The sequence below is a fragment of the Pseudomonas sp. UBA4194 genome (genome assembly GCF_002379585.1).
Classification (GTDB): Bacteria; Pseudomonadota; Gammaproteobacteria; order Pseudomonadales; family Pseudomonadaceae; genus Aquipseudomonas.
Genome location: NZ_DFUE01000066.1, coordinates 1 through 7,346, shown reverse-complemented (window position 1 = coordinate 7,346; position 7,346 = coordinate 1). Strand labels below are relative to the sequence as shown.

Here is a 7,346-nt window from a genome sequence, read left to right as displayed (position 1 = left end):
TCACCCCGGTCCCGAACTAGATCACCACACCCTGGCTGCGCAGATAATCATCGTAAGTACCGCTGAAATCCACCACGCCACTGGCGCTCAACTCGATGATGCGAGTGGCCAGCGACGACACGAACTCACGGTCGTGGCTGACGAAGATCAGCGTGCCCGGATAGTTCTCCAGCGCCAGGTTCAGCGCCTCGATCGATTCCATGTCCAGGTGGTTGGTCGGTTCGTCCATGATCAGCACGTTGGGCTTTTGCAGGATCAGCTTGCCGAACAGCATGCGACCCTGCTCACCACCGGAGATCACCTTCACCGACTTCTGGATCTCGTCGTTGGAGAACAGCATGCGGCCCAAGGTGCCACGGATCATCTGCTCGCCCTGGGTCCACTGGCCCATCCAGTCGAACAGGGTCACGTCGTCTTCGAAATCGTGGGCGTGATCCTGGGCGTAGTAGCCCAGCTCCGCGGCGTCGGTCCACTTGATGCTGCCGGCGTCCGGGGTCAGTTCATTGACCAGGGTGCGCAGCAGGGTGGTCTTGCCGATACCGTTCGGGCCAATGATCGCCACGCGCTCGCCGGCTTCGACCTGGAAACTGAAGTTCTTGAACAACGGCTTGCCGTCGAAACCTTTGGCCATGCCCTCGACGATGACCGCCTGGCGGTGCAGCTTCTTGGTTTGCTCGAAACGAATGAACGGGCTCACGCGGCTCGACGGCTTGACCTCGGCCAGCTGGATCTTGTCGATGGCCTTGGCACGGGAGGTGGCCTGCTTGGCCTTCGAGGCGTTGGCCGAGAAGCGGCTGACGAACGACTGCAGTTCGGAAATCTGTGCTTTCTTCTTGGCGTTGTCCGACAGCAGTTGCTCGCGGGACTGGGTCGCCACGGTCATGTATTCGTCGTAGTTGCCGGGGAACAGGCGCAGCTCGCCGTAGTCCAGGTCAGCCATGTGAGTGCACACGCTGTTCAGGAAGTGACGGTCGTGAGAAATGATGATCATCAGGCTGGAGCGCTGGGTCAGGATGTTTTCCAGCCAGCGAATCGTGTTGATGTCCAGGTGGTTGGTCGGTTCGTCGAGCAACAGCACTTCTGGGTCCGAGAACAGCGCCTGAGCCAGCAGCACGCGCAGTTTCCAGCCAGGAGACACTTCGCTCATCGGGCCGAAATGCTGCTCCAGGGGAATGCCCAGGCCCAGCAGCAGCTCGCCTGCGCGGGATTCGGCGGTGTAGCCGTCCATCTCGGCGAATTCGGTTTCCAGCTCGGCCACGGCCATGCCGTCTTCTTCGGTCATTTCCGGCAGCGAATAGATGCGATCGCGCTCGGCCTTGACCTTCCACAGCTCCTCATGGCCCATGATCACGGTATCGATCACGGTGAATTCTTCGTAGGCGAACTGATCCTGGCGCAGTTTACCCAGGCGCACGTTCGGCTCGAGCATGACCTGGCCGCCCGACGGGTCAAGGTCGCCGCCGAGGATTTTCATGAAGGTCGACTTGCCGCAACCGTTGGCACCGATCAAACCATAACGGTTGCCGGCGCCGAATTTGACCGAGACGTTCTCGAACAGCGGCTTGGCGCCGAACTGCATGGTGATGTTAGCTGTGGAGATCAATTGCTTACCTATCTATAGCTTGGGTGCGCGGTGGGCGACCCCGGCACGGGGGCAGGGTCGGGATAGCGCATGGATTCATCCAGCGCGCACCGATGCTCGGCAAGATGCAGGCATTTTGCCGAGCGACGCGGGAAGTCTGGGTGGAGGTTGTTCTGAATTAGGCGCGCATTGTCGCATAGCTCAAGCCCAAGCGTAACCACGTAGCAGCGGCGTAAGCCGCGTCCGTCGCCACATGCAAGATATGAGCTAACCACCGCCCCATCCCCCACGACCCCTCCCTATGAAAGAGGGGCTCCGCTCGCAGGGCCCCTGGAGCGGCGTGCGAGTTGCCTCAGGCGATGTCCAGGCCGTGCAGGCGGGCGTACTCGTCCCAGGGCATCTTGGCCATCTCGGCGACTTCCTTGTGCACCTCCAGGCGCTGTTCCTGAAATTCTTCGGCCGAGGCTGCGGTGAGTTTCAAGGTCAGCTCCCAGGCGAACAGGCCCTGGGCATCGGCGGCTTCTTCGAAGGCCTGGTGCAGACGCTCGTCACGGTACTCCTGGGCGCTCATGCCGGCTGCGCGGGCGGCCAAGGGGTTGAGGTGGTCGAGTTCTTCCTGCACGGCGGGGTGGTCGGCGAGGAAACGGTCGAGTGCAGCCTGGTGACGCGGATCGGGTTCAGCCATGGGGCCTTCGCAGGTGGCGGGGGAGAACCCGATTGTGCCGTTGCCCGGTGCATGAGGCAACGGCCGTGTGACGGCCTGATGTGAAGCGGCACCCGTGAATTTCTTTGAACGACCTACGCGGGCCGCGCACTAAGCATGATCTTTGCGGTGACCGGGCAGGGCTGGAGTGATGGCGTATTCATTGTTGCTGGTGACAGGGGCGGTGCTGGCTGTAGTCGTGGTGTTGTGGCCGGCGCGCGCCGATGACCGTGGCGTGGCCCTCTCCGACGTGGCGGGGTTCGTGCGCGGGCACTATGAAGTGATCGGCGCCTTCTTCCTGCTGTTGCTGGCCATGCATTTCTGTCGATAACGCCGCGGCGGTGGTACATTCGCGGTTTTTCGACGAGCGGGGAAGACGATGCGTATCATCGCGGCAGTACTGGGCGTATGCGTGCTCACAGGTTGCACCAGCCTGAACATGAAGGACGCTCGCGACGGCGCGCCGACCCAGGCCATGAATTCCGACAAGGAAGCGCTCAAGGTCGCGCAGTGCCTGCAATACAGCTGGCAGGACGAAGCCATGTTCGGCGTCACCACGGACGCGGCGCTGGATTCAGCCAATGGCGGCTACACCGTGTACACCGCCGCTGCCAAATACTTTGCCGATATCAAGCCCAACGGGCGGGGCAGTCAGGTGAGCTTCTATGCCCGCGAAAAGGGCGAAACGGCTCAGCGCCGGTTGGCAGCCCTGGCCACTTGTCTGTAAAAGCCTCGCGCCGGACAGTGGCAGGCAGAAAATGGGCACTGTGGCGCAACGGTGACGTCGGATGCAGTGAACTCACTGCATAATCGAGCCTGCCATGTCACCCGAGCTATCCACACAAATCTCCGACCCGCTGGACGTCACGCGCGATCCGATTCCCGCTGAACCCTTCGTGGAAGGCAAGCTGGAGGAAGATGTGCGCCCCGGAGACGAAAACCAGCGGCCCGTACCGTTGGACCAGGACCCTGAACTGGACCCGCGCAAGGTACGCACGGAAATCGGCGACGACGATGTCAGTCCCGACGATCCCCGCTGACACTCACCAGCTGATTCTGATCCCCAGGGTGCCCTGCAAAGCCTCCTGGGGTTGGGTGTCCAGGTTGCGACCATAGTCGGCGCCTGCGTAGACGCTCACGTCCTGGCTCAACCGCGCAGCAATGCCGGCGCCGATCTGCGCGGTGGTGCTGGCGTGCTCGGTTTTCAATCGATCCACGTTATCGAACGTCACCGTGTCTTTGCCATCGAAGGTGTGCCACAGGTTGGCGCGCACGTAGGGTTCGACCGGTGTGCCGTTGACCTCATAGGCGCCTTTGAGGCGAACCCCGGCTCTGGCGCGCAGGTATTCCTGGCTGTCGAACGCAACGTCTGAAACGGGATCACGGGCGCTGTCCAGATCGATTTTCTGGACGATCAACTGCACTTGCGGTTCGACGACCCAGTGGGCGGTCATGGCGATGGGATAACCACCTTCCAGTGACAGGGCGACACCATGCCCTTCTAGGTCGAGCTTGTAGCCCCGTTGCGAGCGGCTGCGCCCGTCGAAGCGAGTGCCCATGGCCACGGCGTCCAGATAGGCACCGTTGGGCGCGACAAGCGTCCAGTAGGCGCCCAGGCTGTCGCCTTCCAGGCGAATGTCACCTGAGCGGTTGTCTTCGAAGCCCAAGGCAAACCCGCGCACATCACCGCTCAAGCGCGCATGGCCGACGAACAGGCCGGCATGCTGGCGATAGCCGGTGTCACTGAGGGTGGCGAACAGGTCATGGCCGACCTGATAGCCGCCGACATTGCCATCGAATGTGGGCGCTGTGTCACCGGACCATTTCTGCCGTGTATGGCTACCGAAGGTGCGCGCCCAGCCCGCTGGCACTGCGCCGTGCTCGGAGAACAGGCTCTGCTCACCCTGGCGTTCGTGAAAGGTGCCCAGGCTGGTGAGCGCCAGCAGCGCAGCGGCCGGGGGCGCCACCGTATAGGCGGGCACCTCGATGCGGTACAGCACGATGGCTTCACCGGCGATGGCCGCAGGCAGAACCGGTGTTCCCACCGCCGCGACGGGGACGCTTGCAGCGGGCTGCGCGGGCCCGGGTGTTGCCACGACGGGCGCCTCGGGCTGGACAGCCGGCGGCACTACCACAGCGGGGATTTCATTCGGGTCGCTAGGATCCACCGGGGGCGGATCCACCACAGGCGGTACCTCGGCTATCGGCGGCTGGGCCACCGGGGGTTGCACTACAGGGGGCTGTACTACAGGCGGTTGCACTACAGGCGGTTCCTCCACAGGCGGTTCCACTACCGGAGGCGGGACAACCGGAGGCTCGGGGACGGGTGGCGCGGCCGGTGGGGCGATGACGGTGGAGCGCAAGTACCAGCTGTTTTCGCTGCCAGCGGTTACGCCGCCCTTGAACAGATAATACTGGTAGGCGCCCACCGAGAGGTTATTGGCGAGGCTGAAGGCACCGTCGCTGCTGGTGGCGCCACTGTTGGCCTGCACCACTTCGATACCGTTGATGTGGGTCTGCGCCCCCAGGCCGTTGACGTTGCTCACACTGATGGCGGTGCTGCCACTCAAGGTACCTTGGGACACCACCAATCGATCCGACTCGGCGTCGTCGCCCGCCAGCACGCTCTGGATATTCATGCGGGCATTGTCGCCCACATAGTTGCCGACGATGGTCAGGCGATCGCTAACGCTGTCGCCGCTGCGAGTCAGGTCAATCAACCCGGCGTTGTTCACCGTGACATTCTGCCCGGTCACCACCGAGCCCACGGTGCCCTGGGTCGAGCCCAGAATGCTGGTTGCATCGATGTTCAGTACGCCGCTGCCGGCAGGCGTGGAGTCGTCTGCCAGGCTCAGGCGATTGGGCAGGTCCAGCACCGAGCCGTTGGTCAGGTTGATGGTTTCCCAATAGCTGTAGCGGCTGCCTGTGGCGGTGCTGGTGTTGTCGAAGGTGAGGACGTCGACACCCGCGTCGCCGTAGACGAGATTGGTCGCGCTGAGGGTGTCTTCGGTCAGACCGCTGAGCAAGGCGGTATCGTTGCCGGCCGCCAGGCTGATCGCGCCATCTATCACACCGCCGTCGCGCCATGTGAAGTTGTCATCGCCGAAGCTGAGCAGGACATTACCGCCGATGACGCCGCCAGTGATGGTCACCACGTCGTTGCCGCCGCTGATACTGATGTTGCCGCCAATGCTGCCGCCGGATACGGTGACCGTGTCCCGGCCGAACCCGGCCACCAGGTTGCCGTTGATACGCCCCCCCGACATTTCGAATACGTTGTCGTCGAGCTTCATGTCCACGCGGCCGATGGTGCCACCGCTCATGCGCGCAATATCACCATCCTCGAAAGCGCCAACCAGAGTTCCGCCGGTCATCAGGAACGTATCCAGCCCGTCGCCCTGGGACAGCGCCTGGATGCGTCCATCGCTCATGATGAAGTTGTCGATGCTGCTGCCTTGCTGGACCGCCCCGAGAATAGCGCCCGACTGGACCAGGACCGTATCGCGGCCGGGTCCGAAGGTGACGCCGCCATTAATGACGCCAGTGCCGCCGATGGGCAGGGTCAGGCTGTTGTTGCCGACTAGGTCGGTCAATAAGGGCGCCGTGCCGGAATCGCAGAGGTAGGTATCGTTGCCGGTGCCGGTCACGAAGGTGCAGTCGCCGTGGACATGCTCGGATGAGAACACCGCAGCAGCCATTACCCCAAACGAAATAAGCCTGTAGTGACGGTGCATAAGCCACCTCTGGAGCGGTTCCAAACCTGGAGGCCAGTTAATGCGCTGGGCACTCTTGGTCAGCAACTCCTATGTACAGCAGCACTGTTATTAGAAAGAGTGTGCAAAGTGTAGTAGAGCATTCAGCAAAATAAGATTAGACGACGGAAGGCCCTTTAAACATGTTTAATTAGTTACAGGAAAGTTGGCGGTGAATATTTATTTTCATGCACCAGCGTGTGGCATCGATTCCTGGCTGGCGCCGGCGAGCGTGCGCTTTGCAAGCTCGGCGCAGTGCAATCTTGCATTATGCATGAGGTCTCGCCGGGTCTATCTTCCTAAGCTGTTGATTCATATGTGATAGACCGCTCGTCGGTGCAGGCACGGAAGGTGCACCGTATGGAGGCATGCCCGACGTCAGGGACAATAATCAGAGAATGGAGTGTCGTCATGCTGTCCACACTGGAATTGCGCAATATTATTGAAACGAGTTTTCTGCCTCAGCGTTGCCAATGCACTCAAGCACAGGACCGCTCACTGACAGTGCGGGTGTTTGATCGAACGTCCCAACACCTGGACTTGATCGTGACCGGCATTCGTGCGGAACAACTTACCAGCAGCCGTGCTATTTCGAACTTGATCGCTGGCATGCGCACCGATCTCAAAAGGCAAAGCCAGCTGGACAAGGTGAGCGCAGACTGCCTCTGACGGTCATTCATTGCTCGACAAACCCGGCCTTGTGCCGGGTTTGTCGTTTCTGGTGTGCGCGCATGATCCATCTCGAAGGGTTTCAGCCGGGTTATCCCTCCTGAGGGGCGGTGCGCAAACGCGGTAAGTTGGATTGTGCTGCGCACAAGTGTCAGACTTTCCGGGCGCTATCGAGTGGCTGCATTTATTAGTTCCAACGCGACATACCAGGAGAAAACCATGTCCATTACCCGTTACGGCACAGGCGCAGTCGGCGCCGGCGGCCAACCATTGCCGTTCGCCCGAGCTGTAGAGGCCGATGGCTGGCTCTACGTGTCTGGCCAGGTGCCCATGGAGAACGGCGAAATCATCGATGGCGGCATTGTTGCCCAGACCCACAAGACAATGCAGAACCTGATCGCCATCCTTCACGAGGCGGGGTATGGCTTGGAGGACGTCGTGCGCGCCGGCGTGTGGCTGGATGATCCACGGGATTTCTGGAGCTTCAACAAGGTGTTCGCCGAATACTTCCCCAGCCACCAGGCCCCAGCGCGGGCGTGTGTGCAGTCGAGCATGATGGTGGACTGCAAAGTGGAGATTGATTGTGTTGCGTATAAGCGCAGGTGATTCGATTCGAGGGTAGCGGTGAATGGTCCCCTCA

At 61.4% G+C, this 7,346-nt stretch carries 8 protein-coding genes; 5 read left to right on the top strand and 3 right to left on the bottom strand.

What is annotated here, in order from left to right; genetic code table 11:
* Positions 1-16: 16 nt before the first annotated feature.
* Both B3397_RS16000 and B3397_RS15995 read right to left on the bottom strand, forming a co-directional pair.
* Positions 17-1,603 (bottom strand): ABC-F family ATPase, encoded by a 1,587-nt coding sequence (locus B3397_RS16000; RefSeq protein WP_296251852.1) that lies wholly within the window; start codon positions 1,601-1,603, stop codon positions 17-19.
* A gap of 331 nt (positions 1,604-1,934) precedes the next feature.
* Complete coding sequence (locus B3397_RS15995) at positions 1,935-2,267, bottom strand: DUF6388 family protein (RefSeq protein WP_296251849.1); 333 nt, start codon at positions 2,265-2,267, stop codon at positions 1,935-1,937.
* Positions 2,268-2,436: 169 nt separating this feature from the next.
* On the opposite strand from B3397_RS15995, the gene B3397_RS15990 reads away from it, so the two are divergent.
* The 3 genes from B3397_RS15990 to B3397_RS15980 all read left to right on the top strand — a co-directional run bounded on the left by B3397_RS15990 (position 2,437) and on the right by B3397_RS15980 (position 3,325).
* On the top strand, positions 2,437-2,616 hold the full coding sequence (locus B3397_RS15990) for a hypothetical protein (protein ID WP_296251846.1): 180 nt from the start codon (positions 2,437-2,439) through the stop codon (positions 2,614-2,616).
* Between the two features lie 48 nt (positions 2,617-2,664).
* A complete protein-coding gene (locus B3397_RS15985) occupies positions 2,665-3,012 on the top strand; it encodes a hypothetical protein (protein WP_296251844.1) in 348 nt (115 codons plus the stop codon).
* A gap of 94 nt (positions 3,013-3,106) precedes the next feature.
* The gene (locus B3397_RS15980) at positions 3,107-3,325 is read left to right on the top strand and encodes a hypothetical protein (protein WP_296251840.1); all 219 of its coding nucleotides are present in this window, start codon (positions 3,107-3,109) and stop codon (positions 3,323-3,325) included.
* A gap of 3 nt (positions 3,326-3,328) precedes the next feature.
* Here B3397_RS15980 and B3397_RS15975 read toward each other — a convergent pair whose 3' ends face one another.
* The gene (locus tag B3397_RS15975) at positions 3,329-6,019 is read right to left on the bottom strand and encodes an autotransporter outer membrane beta-barrel domain-containing protein (protein ID WP_296251839.1); all 2,691 of its coding nucleotides are present in this window, start codon (positions 6,017-6,019) and stop codon (positions 3,329-3,331) included.
* A gap of 429 nt (positions 6,020-6,448) precedes the next feature.
* Here B3397_RS15975 and B3397_RS15970 point away from each other — a divergent pair, with 429 nt between their 5' ends.
* Both B3397_RS15970 and B3397_RS15965 read left to right on the top strand, forming a co-directional pair.
* A complete protein-coding gene (locus tag B3397_RS15970; RefSeq protein WP_296251837.1) occupies positions 6,449-6,706 on the top strand; it encodes a DUF1652 domain-containing protein in 258 nt (85 codons plus the stop codon).
* 219 nt (positions 6,707-6,925) lie between these two features.
* Entirely contained in the window at positions 6,926-7,312 is a 387-nt protein-coding gene (locus tag B3397_RS15965; protein WP_296251836.1) for a RidA family protein, read from the top strand.
* Positions 7,313-7,346 lie beyond the last annotated feature (34 nt).